The sequence below is a fragment of the Pectobacterium actinidiae genome, from assembly GCF_000803315.1.
GTDB classification, from domain to species: domain Bacteria; phylum Pseudomonadota; class Gammaproteobacteria; order Enterobacterales; family Enterobacteriaceae; genus Pectobacterium; species Pectobacterium actinidiae.
This window is the reverse complement of sequence record NZ_JRMH01000001.1, coordinates 65,326-91,960: the sequence shown is the minus strand read 5'-3', so window position 1 is coordinate 91,960 and position 26,635 is coordinate 65,326. Positions and strand designations below refer to the sequence as shown.

The 26,635-nt window shown below is 52.5% G+C and carries 19 protein-coding genes and 1 other RNA gene; 9 read left to right on the top strand and 11 right to left on the bottom strand.

The window, feature by feature from the left end; translation table 11 throughout:
- The first annotated feature begins 13 nt into the window (after window positions 1-13).
- Window positions 14-3,148, top strand: a complete 3,135-nt coding sequence (locus KKH3_RS00425; RefSeq protein WP_039354674.1) for an efflux RND transporter permease subunit — start codon at window positions 14-16, stop codon at window positions 3,146-3,148.
- Window positions 3,141-4,538 (top strand): efflux transporter outer membrane subunit, encoded by a 1,398-nt coding sequence (locus tag KKH3_RS00420; protein ID WP_039361962.1) that lies wholly within the window; start codon window positions 3,141-3,143, stop codon window positions 4,536-4,538. The genes KKH3_RS00425 and KKH3_RS00420 overlap by 8 nt, the downstream gene beginning before the upstream one ends.
- 130 nt (window positions 4,539-4,668) lie before the next feature.
- Here the strand turns inward: KKH3_RS00420 and ygiD are convergent, their stop codons facing one another.
- From ygiD to rsmI, 5 genes are all read right to left on the bottom strand, one after another.
- Window positions 4,669-5,457: a 4,5-DOPA-extradiol-dioxygenase gene (ygiD, locus tag KKH3_RS00415; protein WP_039354671.1), complete on the bottom strand. Its 789-nt coding sequence runs from the start codon at window positions 5,455-5,457 to the stop codon at window positions 4,669-4,671.
- 176 nt (window positions 5,458-5,633) lie between these two features.
- On the bottom strand, window positions 5,634-5,921 hold the full coding sequence (locus KKH3_RS00410; protein ID WP_012822123.1) for a type II toxin-antitoxin system RelE family toxin: 288 nt from the start codon (window positions 5,919-5,921) through the stop codon (window positions 5,634-5,636).
- Window positions 5,911-6,165, bottom strand: a complete 255-nt coding sequence (locus tag KKH3_RS00405; protein ID WP_039282788.1) for a type II toxin-antitoxin system Phd/YefM family antitoxin — start codon at window positions 6,163-6,165, stop codon at window positions 5,911-5,913. Before KKH3_RS00405 ends, KKH3_RS00410 begins: the two co-directional genes overlap by 11 nt.
- Before the next feature lie 418 nt (window positions 6,166-6,583).
- An RNA gene (gene rnpB / locus KKH3_RS21375) (RNase P RNA component class A) lies at window positions 6,584-6,962 on the bottom strand.
- A 25-nt stretch (window positions 6,963-6,987) separates the two neighbouring features.
- Window positions 6,988-7,875, bottom strand: a complete 888-nt coding sequence (gene rsmI / locus KKH3_RS00400) for a 16S rRNA (cytidine(1402)-2'-O)-methyltransferase (RefSeq protein ID WP_039354667.1) — start codon at window positions 7,873-7,875, stop codon at window positions 6,988-6,990.
- Between the two features lie 61 nt (window positions 7,876-7,936).
- Between rsmI and KKH3_RS00395 the strand changes: the two genes are divergently transcribed.
- The 4 genes from KKH3_RS00395 to dolP are packed head-to-tail and all read left to right on the top strand — an operon-like array spanning window position 7,937 to window position 11,535.
- The gene (locus tag KKH3_RS00395) at window positions 7,937-9,955 is read left to right on the top strand and encodes a penicillin-binding protein activator (RefSeq protein WP_039354664.1); all 2,019 of its coding nucleotides are present in this window, start codon (window positions 7,937-7,939) and stop codon (window positions 9,953-9,955) included.
- Window positions 9,952-10,308, top strand: a complete 357-nt coding sequence (locus KKH3_RS21395; RefSeq protein ID WP_039279491.1) for a YraN family protein — start codon at window positions 9,952-9,954, stop codon at window positions 10,306-10,308. The genes KKH3_RS00395 and KKH3_RS21395 overlap by 4 nt, the downstream gene beginning before the upstream one ends.
- Before the next feature lie 52 nt (window positions 10,309-10,360).
- Window positions 10,361-10,951, top strand: coding sequence for a DnaA initiator-associating protein DiaA (gene diaA, locus KKH3_RS00385; RefSeq protein ID WP_005975525.1), 591 nt, complete (start codon window positions 10,361-10,363; stop codon window positions 10,949-10,951).
- Between the two features lie 11 nt (window positions 10,952-10,962).
- Window positions 10,963-11,535, top strand: a complete 573-nt coding sequence (gene dolP, locus KKH3_RS00380) for a division/outer membrane stress-associated lipid-binding lipoprotein (protein ID WP_039354658.1) — start codon at window positions 10,963-10,965, stop codon at window positions 11,533-11,535.
- Between the two features lie 138 nt (window positions 11,536-11,673).
- Here the strand turns inward: dolP and KKH3_RS00375 are convergent, their stop codons facing one another.
- From KKH3_RS00375 to mnmL, 5 genes are all read right to left on the bottom strand, one after another.
- On the bottom strand, window positions 11,674-12,969 hold the full coding sequence (locus KKH3_RS00375; protein WP_039354654.1) for an alginate lyase family protein: 1,296 nt from the start codon (window positions 12,967-12,969) through the stop codon (window positions 11,674-11,676).
- A gap of 216 nt (window positions 12,970-13,185) precedes the next feature.
- Window positions 13,186-13,920, bottom strand: a complete 735-nt coding sequence (gene mtgA / locus KKH3_RS00370; RefSeq protein WP_039354651.1) for a monofunctional biosynthetic peptidoglycan transglycosylase — start codon at window positions 13,918-13,920, stop codon at window positions 13,186-13,188.
- Window positions 13,917-14,570: an isoprenoid biosynthesis glyoxalase ElbB gene (gene elbB, locus KKH3_RS00365; RefSeq protein ID WP_039354648.1), complete on the bottom strand. Its 654-nt coding sequence runs from the start codon at window positions 14,568-14,570 to the stop codon at window positions 13,917-13,919. Before elbB ends, mtgA begins: the two co-directional genes overlap by 4 nt.
- Window positions 14,571-15,003: 433 nt before the next feature.
- Window positions 15,004-17,373 carry an aerobic respiration two-component sensor histidine kinase ArcB gene (arcB, locus tag KKH3_RS00360; protein ID WP_039354645.1) on the bottom strand — a complete coding sequence of 790 codons (2,370 nt, stop codon included), beginning with the start codon at window positions 17,371-17,373 and terminating at the stop codon, window positions 15,004-15,006.
- Between the two features lie 120 nt (window positions 17,374-17,493).
- A complete protein-coding gene (gene mnmL / locus KKH3_RS00355) occupies window positions 17,494-18,423 on the bottom strand; it encodes a tRNA modification radical SAM protein MnmL/YtqA (protein WP_039354642.1) in 930 nt (309 codons plus the stop codon).
- 651 nt (window positions 18,424-19,074) lie between these two features.
- Here mnmL and gltB point away from each other — a divergent pair.
- Entirely contained in the window at window positions 19,075-23,535 is a 4,461-nt protein-coding gene (gltB, locus tag KKH3_RS00350; protein WP_039354640.1) for a glutamate synthase large subunit, read from the top strand.
- Between the two features lie 9 nt (window positions 23,536-23,544).
- Window positions 23,545-24,963: a glutamate synthase small subunit gene (locus KKH3_RS00345; protein WP_039354637.1), complete on the top strand. Its 1,419-nt coding sequence runs from the start codon at window positions 23,545-23,547 to the stop codon at window positions 24,961-24,963.
- A 66-nt stretch (window positions 24,964-25,029) separates the two neighbouring features.
- Here KKH3_RS00345 and KKH3_RS00340 read toward each other — a convergent pair whose 3' ends face one another.
- Window positions 25,030-25,443, bottom strand: coding sequence for a GFA family protein (locus KKH3_RS00340; protein WP_039354634.1), 414 nt, complete (start codon window positions 25,441-25,443; stop codon window positions 25,030-25,032).
- 371 nt (window positions 25,444-25,814) lie between these two features.
- On the opposite strand from KKH3_RS00340, the gene KKH3_RS00335 reads away from it, so the two are divergent.
- Entirely contained in the window at window positions 25,815-26,588 is a 774-nt protein-coding gene (locus tag KKH3_RS00335) for a (S)-acetoin forming diacetyl reductase (protein WP_039354631.1), read from the top strand.
- Window positions 26,589-26,635 lie beyond the last annotated feature (47 nt).

The following is a 26,635-nucleotide window of genomic DNA, read 5'->3' as shown; positions in this document are numbered from 1 at the left end:
CGATGAGATAATTATGTCTAAATTCTTCATAGAAAGACCGATATTTGCATGGGTTATTGCCATCGTCATCATGCTTGCTGGCGCCGTGGCAATTATGAACTTACCCATTAATCAGTATCCGAATATCGCGCCGCCAGCTATTTCGGTGAATATAACCTATCCCGGCGCCAGCGCGGATACCACACAAAAAACCGCAGTACAGGTTATTGAGCAGCAGCTCAACGGCATCGATAACCTGAGGTACATTGAATCTCAAAGTAACAGTGATGGCAGTGCAACGATTATCGTGACCTTCGAGCAGGGAACCGATCCTGACATTGCTCAGGTTCAGGTGCAGAACAAAGTCTCACTTGCTGAATCGCAGTTGCCTAATGAAGTTGTACAACAAGGTATTAAGGTTGCGAAATACCAACTTAATTTCATGTTGGTCGTTGGCCTTTACTCGGAAGACGGTAAGCTGAGCAATGGCGATTTGGGCGATATCCTCGTTTCCAAACTTCAGGATCCGATATCACGTACAAAAGGGGTTGGCGACTTTATGGTCATGGGATCTGAATACGCAATGCGTATTTGGATGGATCCCGCAAAGCTCTATAAATACTCACTTGTCCCCAGTGACGTCTCTACAGCAATATCACAGCAAAATGCTCAGGTTTCATCAGGGAAACTGGGCGGACTCCCCACGGTAAACGAAGCAAAATTCAGTTCAACAATTATCGGGAAAACACGTCTCGAGAATATTGCTCAATTTGAAAATATTCTTCTAAAAGTGAATTCAGACGGCTCACAGGTCCGTTTAAAAGACGTGGCGAATATCGATCTGGGTCCTGAAGAATACAGTATTACGTCAACGTATAACGGAAAACCTTCTGCTGGTATTGCACTACGTCTCGCCAGTGGCGCTAACGTGCTGGATACGGTAACGGCCGTTCATGAAACGATCAAAAATATAGAATCTTCCCTTCCTCAGGGCGTGAAGGTTGAGTTCCCTTATGACACATCTCCGGTGGTAAGCGCCTCCATTCATGAGGTGCTAAAAACCCTTTTCGAAGCCATCGTGCTGGTTTTTATCGTTATGCTGCTGTTCCTGCAAAACCTGCGGGCAACCATCATCACAACGCTCGTCGTCCCTGTCGTTCTGCTTGGCACATTCGGCGTGCTCTATTCCTTTGGTTACTCAATTAACATTTTGACCATGTTCGGCATGGTGCTAGCCATAGGGTTGCTAGTGGACGATGCTATTGTCGTCGTCGAGAACGTCGAACGAGTCATGCATGAAGAGCATCTTTCACCAAAAGAAGCCACGATAAAATCCATGGAACAGGTTCAAGGTGCCCTCTTTGGCATTGCGATGGTGCTTTCGGCCGTATTGTTACCAATGGCGTTCTTTAGTGGCTCAACGGGCATAATCTACCGACAGTTCTCCATCACGATTGTTTCATCAATGGTGCTATCCGTCATTATGGCGTTAATCTTCACGCCAGCGCTGTGTGCCACAATGTTAAAACCCATCACACAAGGGAGTAAAACGACAGGTTTCGCCGGTTGGTTCAACCGTACCTTTGATAAAGGAACCGTCACCTATACACGCGGCGTTGAGAAAATGCTCAACAAACGCGCGCTGTTTATGGTGGCCTACTTCGGTATTGTCGGCATCACCGGCTATCTGTTCACTCGCGTTCCCACCACATTCCTACCAGATGAAGACCAGGCTGTGATGATGATGCAGTTGACGCTACCTTCGAATGCTTCCGCCGAACGCACTCAGAACGTACTGGCGGAAATGGGGAATTATCTTCTTACAGAGGAAAAGGACGTTGTGGATTCCGTGTTTACCGCGAACGGATTCAGCTTCGCAGGTCGTGGCCCCAATACTGCAATGGCATTCGTAAGACTCAAAAACTGGGATCTTCGTAAAACAGACGAACTCAGCCTTCAGGCGTTGGCTCAACGATCGATGGCGCATTTCTCCGGACTGAAAGATGGCATCGCTATCGCGCTGATCCCCCCAGCGGTAATGGAGCTGGGTAACTCGACCGGTTTTGACTTTTATCTTCAGGATTTAAATGGCAAAGGCCACGATGCGTTGATGAAAGTGATGGATCAGTTTTTACAAAAGGCCAATCAGGACCCGCGCCTGACCATGGTACGTCACAATGGAATGAGCGATGAACCTCAGTATAAATTGATTATTGATGATGAACGCGCCCGCTCTTTGGGCATCAGCATTGAAGACATCAATAACACACTTTCCGCCGCATGGGGTTCAAGTTACGTAAACCAGTTCATGTATCAAGACCGCGTTAAACGCGTTTATATCCAGGGTAATGCGGGTTCACGTGTCACGCCGGAAGACTTGAATAAATGGTATATCCGTAATGGTGACGGCACGATGGTTCCTTTCTCCGCATTCGGTTCTGGTGAATGGGTCTACGGCTCCCCACGTTTCGAACGATTTAATGGTATTTCGGCCGTGAACATCATGGGGTCACCAGCGACAGGCTACAGCAGCGGCGACGCCGTTCAGGCAGTGAAGGACATTGTGAGTACGCTGCCCGATGGCTACAAGATCCAGTGGCATGGCTTATCATACGAGGAGCAGTTAGCAGGTTCACAGACAACCTCTTTGTATATCTTCTCGGTCTTAATCGTCTTTCTTTGTCTGGCAGCATTGTATGAGAGCTGGTCGGTGCCTTTCTCTGTGCTACTTGTCGTTCCACTTGGCGTACTCGGCACCATCGCCGCCGTGTTGCTACGCGGCCTACAGAACGACGTATTCTTTCAGGTTGGTCTGCTGACTACGGTTGGCCTTGCCGCGAAGAATGCCATTCTGATTGTTGAATTCGCAAAAGACATTCATGAGAAGGAAGGAAAAGATATTGTCCATGCAGCCATTGATGCTGCGAGGTTGCGCCTCCGGCCAATCATCATGACGTCCATGGCATTCGTTCTTGGCGTTATCCCATTAACCATATCAAGTGGCGCAGGCGCAGGCAGTCAGCATTCGATAGGAACAGCCGTAGTGGGCGGGATGCTCTCAGCTACGTTCCTGGCGATCTTTTTCGTGCCGCTGTTTTATGTCGTCATCGTACGTTTTTTCAACCGCCGTTCTGCTGCGAAACTGGCAGGGGGCTTAAATGATGAATAAACAGTCCATGCGCATTGTGACGCTGCTCGTGTCGCTCGCCATCACGGGCTGTACGTTACAGCCAGAGTATATCAAACCAACTTTACCGGTGAAAAATAACTGGAATGCGCAAACATCTCAGGGCGAATCGGTTAGCAGTCTGGACTGGAAGCGTTTTTACAGTGATAAGCAGTTACAAACGTTAATCGCACTGGCGCTTGAGCATAACCGGGATTTAAGAGTCGCGGCACTCAACGTACAAACGGCTCAGGCACAATTCCGTATTGAACGTTCTGCACTGTTTCCCTCAATTGACGGCGGGGTCAGCAAAACCGCACAGCACGTACCGGGAAATCTGTATTCAACTCAGGCAACCGGAGCGGCAACGTATCAGCAGTATCAGGCGTCCATTGGCGTCACATCCTGGGAACTTGATTTCTTTGGTCGCTTACGCAGCCTAAAAGACAATGCGTTAGAAAGTTATCTGTCGAGCGCAGCGACAGAAGAAGCCACGCGAATCAGTCTGATAGCGGAAGTCGCGACAGGCTATTTAACCCTGGGGGCGGATAGCGATCTGCTCAAACTGGCCAAAGATACGGCGAAGAGCCAGCATGATACCTACGCGCTCGTGAAATACAGCTATGAACAGGGAAGCTCAACCGAACAGGATTTAATGCAGGCAGAAATCGCCGTACGTAGTGCCGAAGCCGACATCGAGAAATATACCAGACAGGTGAAAAGCGATCTGAATGCGCTGACGCTGCTGCTGGGAACAGAAGCACCCGCACCGATTGTGAACAATGCCTCGCTGAAAAACATGTCAGAATTCCCCGTGCTACGTGCGGGGTTACCTTCTGATTTGCTCACTCGCAGGCCTGACATCATCGCGGCTGAACATACCCTCAAAGCGGCCAATGCTAATATTGGCGCAGCGAGAGCGGCATTCTTCCCGAGTATCAGCCTCACAGCGAGCGGAGGAACGACATCCAGCAGCCTGTCGAATTTGTTTGAAGGGGGAACGGCCGCCTGGTCGTTTACACCTTCGGTTAATATCCCGATATTCTATGCTGGTCGCAATAAAGCCAATCTGGATGTGGCAAAGCTATCGAAGGAAATAGAAATTGCAAACTATGAAAAATCAATCCAACAGGCGTTTAAAGAGGTTTCAGACGCGCTATCAGCAAAAGAAACCTACCAAAATGAATTAAGCATTCGACATAAAGATTATGCTGCCAGCAAAACATATTACGATTTGGCTCAACTGCGCTATCAGCAAGGCATTGATAGTTATTTGAACGTACTCATCGCGCAGAGATCGTATTATGCATCACAACAAAATTTAATCAGTACGCTTCAAGGCAGATTTACACAAGACATCACCCTCTATAAAGCGTTGGGCGGGGGGTGGTAAGGATAAAACCTATCGAATAGGCCAGATGGTGAGACTGCCTCATACCTTGTCGCCAACACATACGGCGTTTGAAATAGGATAAATACAAAGGCACGGTGAGAACCGTGCCTTTTCCATATGAACTGAACGCTTAGCCGCCCACCTGCACCGACAGCATACTCAGCGATCCCATTTCGAGCCCATCGACCGGAATGCTGGTTGCCTCTTTGCCATCCCAGCTTCCCAACACATAGAGCAGTGGGAAATAGTGCTCGGGCGTTGGGTTAGACAATGCGGCACCGCCATGCTGCATAAAATTCACCAGCGGATGATCGTCCCCCTGATAAGTCAGGTTATCACGCACAAATTGATTGAACGAAACAGCCCACGGATACGGCTCTGCATCACCATCCCATTTCACCATACGCAGGTTATGCACGACGTTACCACTGGCTACAATCATGAAGCCTTCATCACGCAGCGCCGCCAGCTTGCGCCCTAATTCGTAGTGATACGCAGCAGGCTGCGTACCGTCCACGCTCAGTTGCACAACGGGGATATCCGCATCAGGGTACATTTTTATCAGCACGCCCCAGGAACCATGATCCAAACCCCATTGGCTGTGATCGGCGGTAACCGGATACGGCGCCAGCACCTGCTGAATTCTCGCCGCCAACTCAGGCGAGCCGGGTGCCGGATACTGGGTATCAAACAGCGCCTGCGGGAAGCCGCCAAAATCATGGATGGTACGTGGATTCTCCATCGCCGTCACGGCGGTACCCCGGGTATACCAGTGAGCGGAAACGGCAATAATCGCCTTCGGACGCGGCAGCGTCTCACCCAGCGTTTGCCACGCCTGCGTATACACATTGCTTTCCAACACGTTCATCGGGCTACCGTGGCCGAGGAACAGTGCAGGCATCCGGGAAGTGTTGTTCATAGTCATATCCTCTGAAAGATGTCAGCGAGCGTGCAACCGCACGCGATGGCCTTACTTTACGCGCTTTATGACACAGAAAAAGTCAGAGTTATGTGATGAAGAACATCAATTAATTTGAAAGGAGTTACGCGATAAGAAAAGATATCGACAAGGGGTAAGACTCGCAAAAGGCCAGATTAAGCAGAACGACCTTTAGTATCAGAATAAACCTGACTACCTTCGCGCTTTCCAACTCCCATAACCATCACAGTAATAGTCTCATCCTGAACCAAATACACCAGCCTGTAGCCAGCGGACTTCAGTTTAATTTTATACTGGTCTTTACGGCCATGAAGCTGTGCTGAAGGAACACGAGGATTTTCCAAGCGCTCGACCAGCTTTTTCTTGAACTGCTCCCGGACAGGATGCCCTAACTTTTTCCATTCCTTCATTGCAGAAGGCACAAATTTTAACTTATAGGTCATCGAGCGAAATCTCTTCCGCGTCAGCTAACTCTGACATCCGGTCATCAACGGTACGCCCCAGTTCTGCATCTTCAGCCAGTTCCATTAAATAAGCGAATACGGCAGGAGGCACACAGTAGAACGCTGGCTCATTCCGGTTCAATATAGCGATAGTTTCACCTTCAGCAGCCCGTACCGTCCCCATCGGGTCACGTTTCAACTCAGTAATACTGGCGGCTGTGTTAGTTAGGATGTTGAAAGCCATAATTTCATTCACTCAATTCGGTTAGTCAAAGGTGACTTAAACACACTAATAATAGCACCTTTAAAAGCACTAATTATAGTATTTCCTAAGCATAGCTTCACACTGACCGTTAAGCCGCGTTCTTTCATAAAAAGCGTCGGGGACAGTCATTCATCTTGCCTGCTCCATAAAGCAAAACCCCGCCGAAGCGAGGTTTCATAATGAAGGGCGTTGACCGTTAAGCCGCTTTCTTTCATAAAAAGCGTCGGGGACAGTTATTCGTCTTGCCTGCCCCATAAAGCAAAACCCCGCCGAAGCGGGGTTTCATAATGAAGGGCGTTGACCGTTAAGCCGCTTTCTTTCATAAAAAGCGTCGGGGACAGTCATTCATCTTGCCTGCTCCATAAAGCAAAACCCCGCCGAAGCGGGGTTTTATGATGAAGGGAGTTGACCGTTAAGCCGGGTTCTGTCGTGGACAGTCATTCATCTAGGCCAGCAATCACTCACTGGCTCAAGCAGCCTACCCGGGTTCAGTACGGGCCGTACCATGTGAACCCCTATTTGGCCTTGCTCCGGGTGGAGTTTACCGTGCCACGAACTGTTGCCAGTCGCGCGGTGCGCTCTTACCGCACCCTTTCACCCTTACCTGATCCCACTTACGTGGGCCATCGGCGGTTTGCTCTCTGTTGCACTAGTCGTAGGCTTGCGCCTCCCAGGCGTTACCTGGCACCCTGCCCTGTGGAGCCCGGACTTTCCTCCCCTCCACCTGTCTCCCCCGAAAGGGACGGCAGTGAAGCGGCGACTGTCTGGTCAACTCCGGCGCGGATAATAGGGTAAATTGCCCTACTTGTCATCCCCCGATTCACCACTATCGCCTTCTTGCTCCAGCCCGTAGCGGTATAGCGCGTTTTTCTTCACGCCGTGAATTTCAGCCGCCAGCGCAGCAGCTTTCTTCAGCGGCAGCTCGGCACGCAATAGCGCCAGCGTGCGCAACGCTTCTGCCGACAACGCACTGTCATCAACCTGATGCCCTTCCACAATAAGCACCATTTCCCCTTTGCGGCGGTTCTCATCTTCTTTCACCCAGGCCAGCAGTTCTCCCACAGGCGCGCCGTGAATAGACTCCCAGGTTTTGGTGATTTCACGCGCTAATACCACATAACGCTCGGCTCCCAACACCTCGCTGATATCCTGTAGGCTGTCCAAAAGACGATGTGTGGATTCGTAGAAAATCAGCGTGCGGGTTTCTTCCCCTAGCTCACGCAACTTATCCTTACGCCCTTTCGTTTTGGCGGGCAGGAAACCTTCATAGCAAAAACGGTCAGACGCCAGGCCGGACGCGGAGAGCGCCGCGATCGCCGCGCACGCGCCCGGCAGCGGCACCACGCGAACACCCGCTTCACGGCAGCGTCGAACCAAATGGTAGCCGGGGTCGTTAATCAGCGGCGTGCCCGCATCGGAAACCAGCGCGATGCTTTGTCCTGACTGCAATTTAGCCAGCAACACATCCGCTTTTTGTTGTTCGTTGTGATCGTGTAATGCGAACAGTCGCGCATTAATCGCAAAATGTTGTAACAGCAGACCGGTATGGCGGGTATCCTCTGCGGCGATCAGATCAACGCTCGCCAATACCGCCAGCGCACGCTGCGTGATGTCGCCCAGATTGCCGATTGGCGTGGGGACAATGTAGAGGGTAGATGCAGAAATGTCTGCTTGTTGGTCTTGATTCATTGTTTCATCCGGGTTGCCGATTTAATATTGAGCATCTTTAAAAAAAATCACTGGATACAGTATGCTTCCCTTTCATTTCGTCCGTACCCAGGCAGGGCGTGTTATCCCTGTTTTGTTAGCGGCACTGTTTCTCGCAGGCTGTCCAAGCCATGCACCGCAGAGCCCGCCACCCGAGGTTCAGGGCAAAGCTGACGCATCATCCGATTATTATCTGCAGCAGATGCAGCAAAGTAGCGATAATAACAAGGCTGACTGGCAATTACTTGCTATTCGTTCCCTGCTACAGGAAGGGAAAGTCCCTCAGGCAAGCCAGCAGTTCAATGCGCTGCCAGAAAAATTGAATGCAGCACAAAAGCAAGAACAGCAGTTACTCAGTGCGGAACTGTCCGCCGTCCAAAACAATATGGAAGCGGCTAAAGCAGCACTGAGCCAGCTTGATGTGGGCGCGCTTTCCGATCAGCAGAAGCAGCGTTACTACCAGACGCAAATCAAAACCGCACAAGGGCGTCCTTCCATTGAGCTGCTGCGGGTCTATATCGCTCAGGAGCCGCTGCTGAAAGGCGACGAGCATCAGATGAACCTCGATCAGACCTGGCTGGCATTGACGCAAATGTCAGCACAGGAGTCGAACTCGCTGCTGATTAATGCGAATGAAAATGTGCTGCAAGGCTGGGTCGACCTACTTAATAACTATCAGGATAACCGGACTTCTCCCGATCAGTTAAAGAGCGCTATTCAGGATTGGCAAACCCGCTATCCGCATCATCCTGCTGCAAAAACGCTGCCTACGCAGTTGAATCAGGTCATTAATTACCAGCAGTCATCGGTGAACAGCATCGCATTGCTGCTGCCGCTCAATGGTCAGGCGCAGGTTTTCGCCAATGCCATCCAGCAAGGTTTTAACGCGGCCAAGAACGGCCAGATAGCCACCGCGCCCGTATCTGCACCTGCTGCACCTTCAGCGGACGCTGCGCAGGACGGACAGGTAGTCCCATCATCCGACGGTCAGAATGCCCAATCGCCCGCACCGTATAGCGATCAGGCGGTAGCCTCCGCGACACCTGCACCGGAAGCACAGGCGACGAGCGCTGGGCTGTCCAGCTCACTCCCGGTCAAAGTGTATGACACCTCTTCGCAACCACTGGCAAATATTCTCACGCAGGCACAGCAGGATGGTGCATCACTGGTCATCGGTCCGTTGCTGAAAAATGAAGTGGATCAGTTGGCGAACAGCCAGTCACCGCTGAATATTTTGGCGTTGAACCAGCCGGAACACGTCGAAAATAGCCCTAACATCTGCTATTTCGCCCTCTCTCCAGAGGATGAAGCCCGAGACGCCGCAAAATTTATCCACCAGCAGGGTAAACAGCAGCCGCTAGTCTTAGCCCCTCGCGGTGCGCTGGGCGACCGTATCATTAACGCATTCGCTCAGGCCTGGAACCAGCAAAGCGGAACCAGCGCTCTGCAACAGCGCTTTGGCAACACGGCGGAATTAAAGCAGGCCATCAATAGTGGCGCGGGCTTAAGCCTGAGCGGTCAACCCGTTAACGTGTCGCAGCAGCAGGCACCGTCGGGCACCACCATCGGCGGCTTAACCATTCCATCCCAGGTTCAACCGACGTCCAGTTCATCCGTCAGCGGCAATATCGATGCGGTCTATATCATCGCAACGCCAGACGAGCTGGCGTTGATTAAACCGATGATAGATATGCGTACCACGTCACGCGCACGTCCGTCACTCTACGCCAGCTCACGTAGCTTCCAGGCTGGATTAGGGCCAGACTTCCGCCTCGAAATGGAAGGTTTGCAGTTCAGCGATATCCCGTTGTTAGCGGGCGCAAACCCGGCGCTCATGCAGCAGGTCAGCAGCCAGTTTAAAAACGATTATTCGTTAGTCCGCCTGTATGCGATGGGGATGGATGCTTGGACGCTCGCCAGTCACTTTGGTGAAATGCGCCAGATTCCGGGTCACCAGATTCCTGGGGCAACAGGCATGTTAAGCGCAGGACCGGATTGCACCATCAATCGGCAGTTAACCTGGCAGCAGTATCGTCAGGGTCAACTGGTACCCGTTCTCTGAATCAGCGAGCGGCTGGCGCAGTTTACGAACAACAGGCCCGGCGTTATCTTGAGCGCGCGGGCCTGACCTTCACCGCGGCGAATGTTACGCTACGCGGCGGCGAACTGGATTTGATCATGCGCGATCGCCATATTTGGGTGTTTGTTGAAGTGCGCTATCGGCGCAACGCCCATTTTGGCGATGCGGCAGCCAGCGTCACCCGACGCAAACAGCAGCGGTTGTTGCACGCTGCCGCCGTGTGGTTGGCGCAGCGAGGTGCCAGCTTTGACACGGTGGATTGCCGCTTTGACGTGTTGGCAATTACAGGCGAACAGTTCGACTGGCTCCCTAACGCCTTCGCTGCGCAGGGATAACATAGTTACCACTCATCCTTGATGGACTTCAATTTACGTAGGTTAATTCAACGTGCTGGATAGAATAAAAGTTTGTTTTACCGAGAGTATTCAAACGCAGATTGCAGCGGCAGAAGCCTTGCCAGACGCCATTTCCCGTGGCGCGATTGCGATGGTGCAGTCCCTGCTAAACGGCAACAAAATTCTGTGCTGCGGTAACGGAACATCGGCAGCCAATTCGCAGCATTTTGCCGCCAGCATGATTAACCGATTTGAAGCAGAGCGCCCAAGCTTACCGGCTATCGCACTTAATGCGGATAATGTGGTCTTAACTGCGATAGCTAATGACCGCTTGCATGAAGAGGTCTATGCCAAACAAGTCAGAGCGTTAGGTCAGGCTGGCGACGTACTACTGGCAATTTCAACCCGTGGCAATAGCCGCGATATTGTTAAAGCCGTAGAGTCTGCCGTTACCCGCGACATGACGATTGTCGCCCTGACCGGCTACGATGGCGGAGAACTGGCCGGGCTGCTCGGGCCACAGGATGTGGAGATTCGCATCCCGTCACACCGCAGCGCCCGTATTCAGGAAATGCACATGCTGACAGTGAATTGCCTGTGCGATTTAATTGATAACACACTTTTTCCACACCAGAACGATTGAAGGAGCACTACATGAGGATAAGTTCTGCATTTGCCGTGCTGTCTATCGCCCTGCTGCTACAAGGCTGTGTCGGGGTTGTTGCTGTTGGCAGTGCCGTGGCAACCAAAACGGCCACTGACCCGCGTACCGTAGGTACACAGGTTGACGATGGCACACTGGAAGTCCGCGTGACAAATGCAATCAGCAAAGACGAGCAGTTGAAAAAAGAGGCCCGTATCGTTGCAACGGCTTATCAGGGGAAAGTACTGTTAACAGGGCAGGCACCGAGCACAGAAATGGCAAACCGGGCTAAGCAAATCGCCCTCGGCGTAGAAGGTGCGGCCGAAGTCTACAATGAAATACGTCAAGGCGCGCCAGTTTCAATGGGAACCGCCTCCATGGATACCTGGATCACCACCAAAGTTCGCTCACAAATTCTGGCAAGCGACACCGTTAAATCCTCTAACGTCAAAGTCACTACGGAAAACGGCGAAGTCTTCCTGTTAGGTCTGGTGACACAGCGTGAAGGCACCTCTGCCGCAGAAATCGCCAGTAAAGTGGGCGGCGTGAAGCACGTAACGACGGCCTTCACCTACCTGCAATAATGACTTGATCTCTTTAATATTTTTTCTTTTTAAAACAAAAACCGCTGATGCTTTCATCAGCGGTTTTTTTATCTCTGCACTTTTTTATCCCACTTTTTTTATCCCAATATAGGGGAAATGCAACTTTACCCTATGAGATCAGGGCGTAGCTGGATTAAGTAGCCAGAGTGCACGGCGGGTTTCAACGCTGATATGGCTCGGTTCTTTATCGCGCGCACCAGCCTCGCCGGTGAGTAATTCCGCAAAGCCCGCCTGCTTGATTTGCGCCTGGTAACGTGGCGTTTTCAAACCACGCTCCGCCTGCAATAACAGCGGAATAAGGCGACTACTCTGCCTGTCCATCGTCTTGCGCGGCCACGCTTTATTTTCATCCAGATACGGTGCCATAAAATCCAGCGCCTTTATCACACTGCTTCCCTTCGGTGTTTGGTACTGCCAGAGATTATCCCCGATACGGGAAGCCAACATCGCCATATCCGTTATCGCCTGAAGGTTGAAGTAGCTGTAATGAAAAGAGCGGGTGCGCGCCAGCTCTTCCGGCTGAGCGCCATCGGGTTGCAGTTGGTGATCCAATTTCTCCCGCTGCAATTGCGCCATAGACTTCACTACGTCGATTTTCCCCAGGTACCAAGCGATCCCAGCAACCTGTACAGTATACCAACTACCGTGGTTGTTCTGGGCTGTTGCCTCTTTTTTCCCCAACTTGCTGGTTTGCAGCCAGTGCAGATAATCGCTCATCCATTGCTGCATCTGCTGCTCATCCTGCGTTGTCCAACCCGGAGCCTGACGTAGCATAATCAGCGAATCGACGATGCGAGTGGAAAAATAGCGCCCGTCCAGCACGCCTGAGCCCCTGCCCGGCGCGATGCCCGGCACGCCCTGCGCAAAGTCGAGATTAGGGTTCATGCGCGTAGCAGGGTCAATAAACCAGGTACGGATCATCGACATGGCTTTATCGGCATAAGCCTGTTTACCAGAAAAATACCACGCCAGCGTCAACGCCTGCGTTTGGGCGGTAAATTTCGCCAGCCTAACACCGTCAGTCTCTTCATCCTTGCTGGCAGGGTTTACCTGCCCATCACGGCGAATCCAAGGCAAACCATCAGCTTTGTCGGGATCGGGCCACCAGTAGGCGCTGAGGCTCAAATAATCATGCTTTGAACCACTGGGTGGCGTAGATTTCTTTTCCGTTACGCTAGGATTATCACTTTTCAGCGCGCGATCGGCTTCCGAAATAAGTTGCTCATACGCCATTCGCGTCTGCGGCTTTTCCGTTTTTTGCTGTAACTGCTGTTTTACCGAGGATAGCTGAGGCTGCTGCAAGAAGGCGTAAGGATTATCGGGGGAGGACGCTTTAGGCTCCGCGTCCGCACGGACAACAGAGGCCACGCAATACAAGGCAATCAGTAAACCTGACCAATAACGTAACCGCATACTTTCTCCTGATGTCGAAAACACAACCGTTAACGCGAAAATTTCTCGGTATAGTAAACCTGTCCCAGTCGGCGTTATTGGTGCAGCCAGTTTGGACACGGACAGCGCGCAGAAACCGGAGCGTACACGTAGTACGTGAGGATTTCGAGCACTGCCTAGGTTCAAAATGGCAAATGAAATAGCCCTAATGGGATAGGCTATAACGAACAAAGCGACTTAGTTCAGGTTGTTATCTCGCAAAAATGCGTCGCCGCCCATCTGTCGCATCTGGCGTAAAATCCACTGCTGGCGTTGAATCACGTAGCCGGAGGGTGCATTTGCACGAAAGCGAATCGGATTCGGCAGCACCGCCGCCAGCAAGGCGGATTCGCTTGCCGTCAACCTGCTGGCAGGCTTGTTGAAATAACGTCTGGCGGCCGCTTCCACGCCAAAAATCCCGGGACCAAATTCGGCGATATTGAGATACACGGTCAGAATGCGCCGTTTTGTCCAAACCAGTTCCACCCCGGTGGTAATCCCCGCCTCAAGCCCCTTACGCACCCAGCTACGCCCATCCCACAGGAACAGGTTCTTCACCATCTGCTGCGACAGCGTAGACGCACCGCGGATCCGCTGCGTATTGCGTTCGTTGTGCTTCAATGCCTGACCAATTGCATCAAGATCGAAGCCCCAGTGCTCAGGGAATTTTTGGTCTTCCGCCGCCATTACCGCCAGCGCCATTTCTGGTGCGATATCGTCCATTGCCACCCAATCCGAATGGGCAACGTAGGAGAATTCGCCTGTCAGCCATGCGCTGATCTGCCGGTCAACCATCACAGCGGAAAACGGTACAGGCAGGAAGGAAAACAACACAATGCCTGCCAGCCATGCACCGAGGACACCCAAGACGCTCCGAACAATCAGACGTTTCAGCCACGTGAGTAAGCCTCCACGCCCTCGCTTCCACCTCATTCGGTGAGATCCAATACGCGAGCAACGAGCTTATCAATGCCTTTTGCCGCTTCGCTGATGGAGTTAGCCAGCATATAGGCCGGTGTCGTCACGATTTTATGTTCCTCATCAACCACGATATCATCGACCGGACAAACAACATGGATACCGCCCATCTCCTCAACGGCCTCAGAGGTGTCGATATCGTTACCAATGGTTACGCGAACAGGTACACCCAAAATCTTCGGCAGCAGCGCAGGTGAGATGCAAATAAAACCAATTGGTTTATTTTGCTTATAAATTTCCTGTGTGAGCAATTGTAGCGTTTCATCAATCTGACACGCCGTTCCTTGCGTTGCGAAGTCACTTAAATTTTTCGCAGCGCCAAAACCTCCCGGCACAATCAGCGCATCTAAATCTTGTGCATTTGCGGTAGAAAGCGGCTGGATTTTTCCTCTGGCGATCCGTGCTGATTCTGCTAAAACGTTGCGATTCTCACCAGTTACGTCACCCGTCAGGTGATTAACCACCTGTAATTGTGGCTTATCTGGCGCAAAGCAAACCGCTTGTGCGCCCGCGCGATCCAGCGCAAGTAACGTCAATACGGCTTCATGAATCTCTGAACCGTCATAAACACCACAGCCACTAAGGACAATGCCGACTCGTTTCATCATCTTTTCCTTCATTTCATTACATCAACTAATTGATTTTTTAATTGACAAACACTAATCTACATCACACATTTTAATGATTCTTGTAACAAAGATTTCTACATTTGCTATTTTGTTGCTTGATGAAGATGTAAAGTAGTTAGGTAGTCAGTTAAGACACGAATATCCGCACTTGCGAGTTTACAAACCCTGAGATCTAAATGCAGGTGCATGTTTTCCCTGGTGTTGGCGCATAATTCGCGCACCCCGGCTTCGGCCGGGGTCATTTTTTTCTACCGTATGAAAACGTGCAAACCCTCGCATTCATCCTCTCCTTCAGTCGTAAACACCACGCAATCTGACGCCGTTTGGCACTTTTTTCATCATATCGCGTGAGGCGAAAAAATTTCTAACCGCTTTGCTCGCCACGTCCTTGTGGCCGCAACAGACCGTATCAGGATGCTTTTTCTGCTTTTGCTACCCAATCACGCAGTACCTGAACGTCATGACGCCAGTCGTGCTTAAGCTCATCAACCCATTCCTGCACGTTATCCCACCATGCCGGTAGCGATGAGGTCTGAATCTGCTGAGCAACTTGCTGTAGATGCCGTAACCCGACGGAGCCTGCCGCCCCTTTGATTTTGTGCCCTTCTTCCGTAATGCCTTTCTGGTCACGCGCCGTCATGTTGGAATCCAGAATCGCCAGATAGCCCGGCATCATCTGTTCAAACATCTCCAGACTCTGGTGGATCAATTTTGGCCCCACCAAATCCAGATACTGTTCCAGCATCGGGATATCCAGCAGATCTTCTTCTGCATTTGCCATTTCATCACCTTCCTCAACCATCGGTTCTTCCGTCCACACCGTATGAGTATCCCAGAATTGTTTGATGACAGCAGTCAGCGCAGGCACCGACAGCGGCTTGCTGAGCACATCATCCATACCCGCATCCAGATATTCACGTTTATCTTTCAGCACGTTCGCCGTCAGCGCCACCAGCGGCGGCATGCTACGTTTGCCATAACGTGAACGTAGCTGACGCGCCACGTCCAGCCCGGTCATATCCGGCAGTTGGATATCAAGCAGTACCAGATCGAATTCATCGGGATCGAACATGTCCAGCGCTTCCTGCCCGGTCATCGCGACATCCACACTGTTCCCCAGTTTTTCCAGCACTGAACGCGCGACCACCACGTTCAGTTCGATATCCTCCACCAGCAGAACGTGCAGCGCCGGTAGCGGCAATTCATCGTCGTCGTCCAGACCGCTCCCCGCTTCATCGACGCTCGGTGCAATCACCGTCAGGGTGAAGCAGGAGCCCTTGCCTTGCGTGCTGGAAACCTGGATATCGCCCCCCATGTTCTGTGCCAGTCTTTTCGACACCGCCAGACCGATTCCCGTGCCCGTTGCGGGTTTCCCGCCGTGCTGGTCTTTGACCTGATAATACATGGCGAAGATTTTTTCCAACTCATCCGCCGGAATACCCATCCCGGAATCTTCCACCTCAAAGCGCAGGCGATCGCCCTTTTCATGCCAGACGCGCACCACAATTTCGCCTTTTTTGCCGTTCTCACCCTTCGGCGTGAATTTCACTGCGTTACTGAGCAGGTTCCACAGAATCTGCCGCAGACGCGTTCCATCAGTAATGACTTTCTGCGGCAGAGGCTGGTGCTGGTCCATAATCAGCTTCAGGCCTTTCGGTTCCGCCAACAGGCCACCGAGGTTTTCCAAATCCACCAGGAAACCGGTGAAATCGATCGGCTGGTTATCCAACTGCACCTTGCGGCGCTCCTGTTTATCCATCTCAATCACGTCGTTAAAGATATTGCCCAGCGTAATCGCGCTGACGTGGATGGTTTTCAGGTATTTTTGCTGCTCAGGGTCAAGTTGTGTATCCAGCAGGATACGGCTTAGCCCGACAATGCCATTAAGCGGCGTACGAAGCTCGTGGCTGATAGTTGAGATAAAAGTGGTCTTCTCCCTACTGGCGTTCTCTAACGCGTCCTGGTAACGCTTACGCTCCGTTATATCGCGTCCAAATCCCATCAGCCCGTGACGTTTGCCCATTCGGTCATAAAACGGCACCTTGCGCAGTTCAAAACAGGCTTTACGGCCATCGGGATAAACCAGCCATTGTTCATAGGTCAGAGAAACGTTGTGGCGGAACACTTTTTCGTCCGTCTCCATCACTTTCTCGGCAATATCGGGGGCGTAAACATCTTGCGGCGTCAGGCCAATGAGCTGCTTCTGGCTTTTGCCTACCAGCAGCTCCATCGCTCGGTTGCAGCCGGAGAATTCTTTCTCTTCGTTACGGTAGTAAACCAAATCCGGTGAGGCATCGAGAAACGAGCGTAGCAGCGCCGACTGTTGCTCCAGTTCAATCTGCGCCTGTTCGCGGCGGGACATTTCTTCTTTGAGCCGACTCATCACCAGCACACGTGCGTCTTCCGCTTTGATACGGTCGGCAATTTCCTGATTAAGCTGCGCGATATTCTCCTGAAGCTGCGCATTCAGCTCCAGATCTCGATGGCGCATCTCTTCCAGCTTCGCTACCAGCTTCGACAGCCGCTGGCGCGACTCTTCCAGCTGTTCCACCACCACGGAGAGGAAATAAACGGCCCAGGGCGTAATCAGCAGCCCGAAGAAAATGGAGCGAACGACGTCGATGTTTTCGACTTCCCCACTGAGCAACAGGGTGACCGCCATTTGCACCACCATCGCCAGCAGCACCAATACCGAAGCCAGCAGCAGTGAAAAACGGACAAGCCCCAGTTTTACCATCAAATCAACATAGTACTGAGCTAACAGACGAATTTGCTTCATAGCGATTTCCCTTAGTCACCAACCCGCGCATCATAACGTAAAATAGCGGCTTATACGGTGCCGCCGTACAGATTTACGGCACGGAATATCAGCATCTGGCCACCAATGCCATGTAGTGCATTACACGTCAGCATAGCGGTAAGGTGTGCCCAGCGCGGAACCCTGTACGCCATGCGTTTGCAGATAGCGATCCAGCTCGACCATGCCCGTCCAGCGGTTTTCGCACCAGAGTGGAGCTAGCAGGGTCGGACGGCGGGCACTGGCGGAAATGCGGTGATAAATCACATCCGGCGGCGTATGGCGAATCATCTCTCCCGCGGTCTCCACGTAGCGATCCAGCGCTAACTCGGGCAGCCTGCCGGCTCGCCAGGCCTTCGCCATTGTGCTGCCTTCGACGATATGAAGAGGATGAAGCTTTATGCCTTCCACCCCAGTTTCAACAACCTGCTCCAGAGTCGATAAACAGCGCGCTGCGTCTTCTCCCGGTAAACCCACAATCAGATGGCTACACACTTTCAGCCCGCGCTCACGCGCCCGGCGGGTGGTTTCCTGATAGCAGGCGAAGTCATGTCCGCGATTAATCCGGTGCAGCGTTCTGTCACTCGCGCTTTGCAGCCCTAGCTCAAGCCAAACCTCATAGCCCTGTTCATGGTAGCGGGACAGCAAATCCAGCACGGCATCAGGCACGCAGTCGGGGCGAGTGCCCACACAAAGTCCCACCATTTCGGCCTGCTTCAGCGCTTCCTGATACATACTTTCCAGCACCTGGACCTCGGCATAAGTACTGGTATACGCCTGAAAATACGCCAGATAGCGTTTGGCTCGGTTCACCTTTCCCGCCTGCGCTTCCAGCTGTTGTGCAATGCTGCGTTGCTGCATCTGCTCATCGGCAAACGAGGCCACATTGCAGAACGTGCAACCACCTCGCCCCAGCGTCCCGTCACGGTTTGGGCAATTAAACCCGCCGTGCAGCGTCAACTTGTGAACCTTCTCGCCATAGCGGCGTTGAAGATTTCCGCCAAACATATTGATTAATTTTTGCAATTGCATATTCTAACCTGCTCCCTTGAGGAACAGCAGACTACCTTTCTCTCGCCCCCTTCGCGATGACCGCGATCAATCACACACATCCCAATGAAATGCATTTTTATTCGCTTTTAATGAAAATAAACTCACATTTGTGCTAATTAATTTTTCTTATCTCGCAGACTCGTTTAATGAAAAGATGAAGCAATACTTAAAAATAGTTTCATGAAATCTAAAAGTAGCCATATTTAGCATAATATGCTACAACACAGAAATAACGCAGCATGGATAAGGGTTATCAAGCTTTTGTATAGTGATACAGCTCACGCTTCAATTAGATTCCATATTCACTCACCGAGATAGTTTTTCTAAAAAAATCATTATCTTTCATAGGTATAATTAAAAACTATCGTTTACCAGCACATTTTACACTGGTATTTGACCTGAACAGGCTTTCTCGCTAATTTGGAAATCCGCTGGAAGCTTTCCTGACGGGTCCATGATTCGTCATATTTATGCAGTAAATGAAGACTCCCTCTAAAAACAAGTCATTTACCACTTGTGAGACCGTCACGAGAGGCCGAAGAAGAGAGCGTAATACTAGCCGCTCAACGCCACGGTGCTTTCTCGCAGTAGGTTGTGAGAGTCACACAGAGCCTGGGGAGGTTCACTAACATGTTGTACGATGCATCCCAAGAGAGAGATAACTGTGGTTTCGGATTAATCGCCCATATAGAAGGTGAGCCGAGCCACAAAGTAGTGCGTACCGCGATTCACGCACTTGCACGCATGCAGCACCGTGGCGCAATCCTTGCTGACGGCAAGACTGGCGACGGCTGCGGTTTATTACTTCAGAAGCCCGATCGTTTCTTTCGTCTGGTGGCGGAAGAACACGGCTGGCGTTTAGCCAAAAACTACGCCGTTGGCATGATGTTTCTCAATCAAGACGAAGAGCTGGCTCGCGCCACGCGTCGGATTGTAGAAGAAGAGTTGCAGAACGAAACGCTGTCCGTACTGGGCTGGCGTGAAGTTCCAACCAACCCGGATGTACTGGGGGAAATTGCCCTGTCGTCCATGCCGCGTATTGAACAAATTTTCGTTAACGCCCCGGCTGGCTGGCGTCAACGTGATATGGAGCGTCGCCTGTTCATGGCGCGTCGCCGTATCGAAAAACGTATCGAAGATAAAGAGTTCTACGTTTGTAGCTTCTCCAATCTGGTCACGATCTATAAAGGTCTGTGCATGCCAGCGGATCTGCCACGTTTCTACCTCGATCTGGCCGATCTGCGTCTGGAATCCTCGATCTGTCTGTTCCACCAGCGCTTCTCAACCAACACCGTTCCACGTTGGCCGCTGGCGCAGCCGTTCCGCTATCTGGCGCACAACGGCGAGATCAACACCATCGCCGGTAACCGGCAGTGGGCGCGCGCGCGCGCTTATAAATTCAAAACGCCGCTGATCCCGGATTTGCAGGATGCTGCGCCGTTCGTCAACGAAACAGGCTCTGACTCCAGCTCGCTGGATAACATGCTGGAACTGTTCCTGAGCGGCGGCATGGATATCATCCGCGCCATGCGCCTGCTGGTTCCGCCAGCCTGGCAGAACAACCCAGATATGGATCCTGAACTGCGTGCCTTCTTCGACTTTAACTCCATGCACATGGAGCCGTGGGATGGCCCGGCCGGTATCGTCATGTCAGATGGGCGCTATGCCGCCTGTAACCTGGATCGTAACGGCCTGCGCCCCGCGCGCTATGTCATCACTAAAGACAAACTGATCACCTGCGCCTCTGAAGTCGGTATCTGGGATTATCAGCCTGACGAAGTGGTTGAGAAAGGCCGCGTCGGCCCGGGTGAGCTGATGGTGATCGACACCCGCAGCGGCCGTATCCTGCACTCTGCTGAAACCGATAACGATCTGAAAAGCCGCCATCCTTACAAAGAATGGATGGAGAAAAACGTTAAGCGTCTGGTGCCGTTTGAAGAGCTGCCAGACGATCAGGTCGGCAGCCGTGAATTCAACGATGAACTGCTGGAAACCTACCAGAAGCAGTACGGCTATAGCAGTGAAGAGCTGGATCAGGTCATCCGCGTACTGGGCGAAAACGGTCAGGAAGCCACGGGTTCTATGGGCGACGACACGCCGTTCGCCGTGCTGTCCAGCCGTCCACGCATTATTTATGACTACTTCCGTCAGCAGTTCGCGCAGGTGACTAACCCGCCTATCGATCCGCTGCGTGAAGCGCATGTGATGTCGCTGGCGACCAGCATTGGCCGTGAAATGAACGTCTTCTGTGAAGCGGAAGGTCAGGCTCACCGCCTGAGCTTTAAATCGCCAATCCTGCTTTACTCCGACTTCACACAGCTGACGTCACAAGATGAACTGCACTATCGCGCCGACACGCTGGATCTGACGTTTGATCCGTCGCAGCAAACGCTGCAACAGACCATCGAGAAACTGTGTGACGAAGCAGAAAGCAAGGTCAGAGACGGTGCCGTTCTGCTGGTGCTGTCTGACCGTGGCATCAGCGAATCACGTTTGCCTGTCCCTGCGCCGATGGCCGTGGGTGCGGTTCAGCGCCGTCTGGTAGAAAAGAGCCTGCGCTGCGATGCCAACATCATTGTTGAAACCGCCAGCGCGCGCGACCCGCACCACTTCGCCGTGCTGTTAGGCTTTGGTGCGACAGCGATTTACCCTTATCTCGCCTACGAAACGCTGGCGCGGATGGTGGATAACCACACCATCGACAAACCTTATCGTGCCGTGATGCTGAACTACCGTAACGGCATCAATAAAGGCCTGTACAAGATTATGTCCAAAATGGGCATCTCGACGATTGCGTCTTATCGCTGCTCCAAGCTGTTCGAAGCTGTGGGTCTGCATAAAGATGTGTCGACGCAATGCTTCCTGGGCGTCGTCAGCCGCATCGGCGGGGCAAACTATAGCGACTTCGAACAGGATCTGCTGAACCTGTCTAAGCGTGCCTGGTTGAAACGTAAAACGTTGGAACAGGGCGGCCTGCTGAAATTTGTTCACGGCGGTGAATACCATGCCTACAACCCGGATGTTGTCACTACGCTGCAAACCGCAGTGAAATCCGGTGAGTACAGCGATTACGAGCAATACGCCAAACTGGTTAACGAGCGCCCAGCCGCGACCTTACGCGACCTGCTGGCACTGAAACCGCAAGAAGGCGCGGCTATCGCGATCGACAGCGTTGAACCGGCCTCTGAAATGTTCAAACGCTTCGATACCGCAGCCATGTCCATCGGTGCACTCAGCCCCGAAGCCCATGAATCGCTGGCTGAAGCGATGAACGGACTGGGCGGTTTCTCCAACTCCGGTGAAGGCGGCGAAGATCCAGCGCGTTACGGCACCAATAAAGTGTCCCGTATCAAGCAGGTTGCCTCTGGCCGCTTTGGTGTGACACCAGCCTATCTGGTTAACGCCGATGTGATTCAGATTAAAGTGGCACAGGGCGCGAAGCCGGGCGAAGGGGGTCAGTTACCGGGTGATAAAGTCACGCCGTACATTGCCCGTCTGCGTTATTCCGTACCTGGCGTGACGCTGATTTCACCACCGCCGCACCACGACATTTACTCTATCGAAGATCTGGCACAGCTGATTTTCGATCTGAAACAAGTCAACCCGAAAGCGATGATTTCGGTAAAACTGGTGTCCGAACCGGGCGTTGGTACTATCGCTACGGGCGTTGCCAAAGCGTACGCCGATTTGATCACCATCGCCGGTTACGACGGTGGTACAGGTGCCAGCCCGCTGTCCTCCGTGAAATACGCAGGTTGCCCGTGGGAACTGGGCCTGGTTGAAACGCAACAGGCTCTGGTATCCAACGGTCTGCGCCACAAAATCCGCCTTCAGGTGGACGGTGGCTTGAAAACCGGTCTGGATATCGTCAAAGCGGCGATTCTGGGTGCAGAAAGCTTCGGCTTCGGCACCGGACCGATGGTGGCGCTGGGCTGTAAATACCTGCGTATCTGTCACCTGAATAACTGTGCAACAGGCGTTGCAACGCAGGATGAGAAGCTGCGTCGCGATCACTACCACGGCCTGCCTGAACGTGTAACCAACTACTTCCACTTCATCGCGCATGAAACTCGCGTGCTGATGGCAGAACTGGGCGTCAGCCGTCTGGTGGACCTGATTGGTCGTACCGACTTGCTGGTCGAACTGGACGGTTTCACTGCGAAACAGAACAAGCTGGATCTGTCACCGTTGCTGCACGCGGCACAGCCTCAACCAGGCAAAGCGCTGTACTGCACTGAAAGCAATCTGTCGTTCGATAAAGGCTTGCTGAACAAAGAGCTGCTGGCACAAGCACAGCCGCACCTTGATTCGAAACAGGGCAAAGCGCTCTACTTCGATATCCGCAACACCGATCGCTCCGTCGGCGCGACGCTGTCTGGCGCAATTGCAGAGAAACATGGCGATCAAGGGCTGGCTGGCGATCCGATTAGAGCTTACTTCTCCGGTACCGCAGGACAGAGCTTTGGTGTCTGGAACGCAGGCGGACTGGAGCTGAAATTAACCGGCGATGCCAACGACTACGTGGGCAAAGGCATGGCGGGCGGCAGCATCTCCGTACGTCCTCCGGTGGGTTCAGCCTTCCGCAGCCACGAAGCCAGCATCATCGGTAACACCTGCCTCTACGGCGCTACCGGCGGTAAGCTGTTTGCCGCAGGCCGTGCTGGTGAGCGTTTCGCCGTACGTAACTCCGGCTGTATCACCGTGGTAGAAGGCATCGGCGATAACGGCTGTGAATACATGACGGGCGGTATCGTCTGCGTGCTGGGTCGCACTGGCGTGAACTTTGGCGCAGGGATGACCGGTGGATTCGCCTACGTGCTGGATGAAGACGGTGAATTCCGCAAACGCGTTAACCCAGAGCTGGTAGAAGTGCTGGATGTGGAAGAGCTGGCTATTCATGAAGAGCATCTGCGTGGCCTGATCACCGAGCATGTACAGAATACCGGTTCACACCGCGGAGAAGAGATCCTCGCTAACTGGCCGACCTGGGCACCGAAATTTGCTCTGGTGAAACCGAAGTCAAGTGATGTGAAGGCATTGTTGGGTCACCGTAGTCGTTCCGCAGCCGAGCTGCGGGTTCAGGCGCAGTAAGAGGTCATCATGAGTCAGAATGTTTACCAGTTTATCGACTTACAGCGCGTTGATCCGCCCAAGAAGCCGCTGAAGATTCGTAAAATTGAATTTGTTGAGATCTACGAGCCGTTCTCAGAAAGCCAGTCCAAAGCGCAGGCAGACCGCTGCCTGTCGTGCGGCAACCCTTACTGTGAATGGAAGTGTCCGGTACATAACTACATCCCGAACTGGCTGAAACTGGCGAACGAAGGCCGCATTATCGAAGCGGCTGAGTTATCGCACCAGACCAACAGCCTGCCGGAAGTCTGCGGTCGCGTATGTCCGCAGGATCGTCTGTGTGAAGGGTCTTGTACGCTGAATGATGAGTTCGGCGCGGTCACCATCGGCAACATCGAGCGCTATATCAATGATAAAGCGATAGAGATGGGCTGGAAGCCGAGCGTTGCCAACGTCAAACCGACCGGCAAACGCGTTGCCATCATTGGTGCTGGCCCAGCAGGGCTGGCCTGTGCCGACGTGCTGGCACGCAGTGGCGTACAAGCTGTCGTCTTCGATCGTCATCCTGAGATCGGTGGCCTGCTGACCTTCGGGATCCCTTCTTTCAAGCTGGAAAAAGAAGTGATGGTGAAACGCCGTGAGATCTTCACCGACATGGGCATCGAATTCCGTCTGAATACCGAAGTCGGCAAAGACGTGCAGATGAAAGCGCTGCTGGACGAGTACGATGCGGTATTCCTCGGCGTCGGCACCTATCAGTCTATGCGTGGCGGATTGGACAATGAAGATGCTCAGGGTGTTTACGACGCTCTGCCGTTCCTGATCGCCAATACCAAGCAGTTGATGGGCTTTGAAGCCGCAGCAGACGAGCCTTACATCAGTATGCAGGGTAAACGCGTTGTGGTCCTGGGCGGTGGTGACACTGCGATGGACTGTGTGCGTACGTCGATCCGTCAAGGCGCAACGCACGTTACCTGTGCCTATCGTCGTGATGAAGAGAACATGCCGGGTTCTAAACGCGAAGTGAAAAATGCGCGTGAAGAAGGCGTCGAGTTCAAATTCAACCTGCAACCGTTAAGCGTCGAGATCAATGGCGCGGGCAAAGTGTGCGGCGTGAAAATGGCGCGTACCGCGCTGGGCGCACCGGATGCTAATGGGCGTCGTCGTCCTGAAATCGTAGAGGGTTCCGAGCACGTTCTGGAAGCCGATGCGGTCATCATGGCGTTCGGCTTCCGTCCGCACAAAATGGCGTGGCTGGCAGAACATGACGTCAAGCTCGACGACCAAGGCCGCATTGTCGCACCAGAAAGCTGCGATAACGCGTTCCAGACCAGCAACCCGAAAATTTTTGCGGGCGGCGATGCAGTACGCGGTTCCGATCTGGTGGTTACGGCTATCGCAGAAGGACGTAAAGCCGCTGACGGCATCATGAACTATCTGGAAGTGTAGAAACGCATCACGTCTCTGAAGGGCAGCGCTGGCTGCCCTTTTCTTTTTCTGTCTTCACGTAAGTATTCAATCTTCCCCAGAATACAGGGCGATCACATCCTGCTCCGTCAGCGTCGGCGTTTTCTCAACAAACGAGTAGTAGCTCGGTTTCTTATCGATATAAATTTGTGATACCAGCACTTTGCCTGTCTCATTCGCAAAAAAGCCAGCCGGAATATGGTAGGCTCCTCCGCTACGCAGTCGATAGAATAGGTGCGTTCCACATACGCGACAAAATGCACGCTCGGCCCATTCTGATGACGGCCAGATCGTAATATTTTCCTCACCTTCTATCCTAATCGCCGGATCGGTACATTCGACGGCCATCAGCGGTCCGCCGCCCCACGTTTGGCACATGCCGCAATGGCACGCGCTGACATCACTCACCGAATGCGTCGTGGAAATCGTCACGCCGCCACATAAACAACGACCTTGATGCATAACGCCCTCTCCTGATTTTCTGCATTCTGAAATCGCAATACCCCAGGGAATATCACCGCCCGTTTCGGTTATAGCATAGGTTATATACGTCCCTTCTCTTATTCTCTGGGAATTGGACAATGCTCAACGTTCAATCTGCATTCCCCTAAGGCCGCAGTCAGAAAATGAACGACGTCGCGCCGTAGCAATCGATGGCCATTTTCACATCTTTCTTCGGAATATCGCACCAGACAGGCTAATAAAATCTTCGTCTTTCCACTAGGTTATAAAGAACATTTTGTAATAAATCCTGCAATATCACGTTAAAGGCCTACACTTACCTCCGGCATTAATTTGTCTTTATTGAGATTGGATTTCATTAAGGAGGAAATATGACAGTCGAAGTGGCGCTTGTAACGGGAGCCGGTCAAGGTATTGGCCGCGCGATTGCTCTCAGACTGGCGGCAGACGGTTTTGCCGTCGCCATCGTGGACTATAACCAAGAAACCGCGCACAGTGTGGCACAGGAAATCGAAAAATCCGGCGGGCAGGCCATCGCACTACAGGCGGACGTCGCGGATCGTGAGGCAGTTTTCGCTGCCGTTGCAGCCACCAAAAAGCGCTTTGGTGACTTTAACGTCATCGTCAATAACGCCGGTGTTGCCCCTTCAACCCTGATTGAAGACATCACGCCAGACGTTGTCGATCGCGTTTATAACATCAACGTCAAGGGTGTTATCTGGGGGATTCAGGCTGCGCTCGATGCCTTCAAATCTTTGGGTCACGGTGGCAAAATTATCAACGCCTGTTCGCAGGCTGGGCATGTGGGCAACCCCGAACTCGCCGTCTACAGCTCAAGTAAATTCGCGGTTCGTGGCTTAACGCAAACGGCCGCACGCGATTTAGCGCCGCTGGGCATCACGGTCAATGGTTACTGTCCAGGTATCGTAAAAACGCCAATGTGGGATGAAATCGATCGGAAGATCTCTGAATCCGCAGGAAAACCGCGTGGCTATGCGACGGAAGAATTCGCCAAACGCATCACGCTGGGGCGACTTTCCGAACCAGAAGATGTCGCTGCTTGCGTATCTTATCTGGCCAGCCATGATTCCGACTATATGACGGGACAATCGCTATTGATTGATGGCGGAATGGTGTTCAATTAACGGCACGAAATAAAAAAGGGCACGGTTAACGTGCCCTTAGAAACAAA